The 1,321-nt window shown below is 69.0% G+C and carries 2 protein-coding genes; both read left to right on the top strand.

The features are described from left to right. Window positions 1-144: 144 nt before the first annotated feature. Window positions 145-678 (top strand): hypothetical protein, encoded by a 534-nt coding sequence (locus tag EB084_25685; GenBank protein NDD31655.1) that lies wholly within the window; start codon window positions 145-147, stop codon window positions 676-678. Beyond that, window positions 675-1,321, top strand: a 647-nt coding sequence (locus tag EB084_25690; GenBank protein NDD31656.1) for a transposase, incomplete at its 3' end; no start/stop codon positions are given. The genes EB084_25685 and EB084_25690, both read left to right, overlap by 4 nt.

Below are 1,321 nucleotides of genomic sequence, written 5' to 3' on the forward strand. Positions count from 1 at the left end.
TGGTCGCGACCGATGTGCGTGGCGTGCTGCCCGACTTCATGCGCGACTTCCACCGCCCCCTGTGTCAGAGAAGTTGTCGCCTCTTGATCGCGCGAGGTGTCGCGTGACTGTGAGTTCCTGACGGGCGGAGGAAGCGATGAGCGGATGCAGGTGTACTCGGAGAAGTTCAAGCGGAAGATGGTGCAGCGGATGAGCGGTCCGTCGTCGGTGTCTGCGAGCGCGCTGTCGAAGGAGATCGGGGTCCCCCAGTCGACTCTGTCACGGTGGCTGCTGGCTGCCGGTACGATGACGGGGATGAGCACCTCGCCGAAGAAGGATCTGACCGCCAACCCCAAGGCTCCCCGTCGCACGGAGGACCGCAGCCCGGAGGACAAGCTCCGCCTGGTGGTGGAGGCGGCGAAGCTGAGCGAGAGCGAGCTCGGGGCGTTCCTGCGCCGCGAAGGGCTGCACGAGGCGGACCTCGAAGCGTGGCGCGAATCGATGCTCGGCGCGCTGCGGCCACCGCAGAGCAAGTACGCGAAGTCGGTGGAGGCCCGGCAGGTCCGCGAGCTGGAGAAGGAACTGCGCCGCAAGGACAAGGCGCTGGCGGAGGCCGCAGCGCTCCTCGTGCTCCAAAAAAAAGTCCGGGACCTCTGGGGGGACGGGGACGGCGACACGACGAAGGAGAGCGACGAATGACGCTCGGCCTCATCGATGAGGCGGTGTCGGCTGGGGCGCGCCTCGAGAAGGCGTGCGATGTGCTCGGCCTGAGCGAGCGCACGGTGGAGCGCTGGCGCCACGAGGAGGGCGGTGGGCGCGATGGCCGTGCTGGTCCCCATCGGGCGCCTCCGCACGAGCTGAGCGCGGCGGAGAAGGCGAAGGTGCTCGAGGTGGCGGGCTCGCCGGAGTTCCGCGACATGAGCCCGCGGCAGATCGTTCCGACGCTCGCGGACCGCGGCGAGTACGTGGCGAGCGAGTCGAGCTTCTACCGCGTGCTGAAGGAGGCGGGGCAGGCTGCGCACCGCGGTCGCGCTCGACGCCCGAGCGCGAGCCGGCCCAAGGAACTCGTGGCCGAGGCGCCGAACCGCGTGTGGTGCTGGGACATCACGTACCTGCGCTCGTCGGTGCGGGGCGTGTTCTACCTCCTGTACCTGGTGGTGGACGTGTACAGCCGGAAGATCGTGGGCTGGGCACTGCACGAGGAGGAGTCGCAGGACTTCGCGGTCGACATGATCGGCGCAGCCATCCGCCGTGAGGGCGTCCCCGAGCACACGCTCGTGCTCCACGCCGACAACGGCGGCCCCATGAAGGGCTCGACGATGCTGGCGACCCTGCAGCGCCT

The sequence above is a fragment of the Pseudomonadota bacterium genome, assembly GCA_010028905.1.
Taxonomy (GTDB): domain Bacteria; phylum Vulcanimicrobiota; class Xenobia; order RGZZ01; family RGZZ01; genus RGZZ01.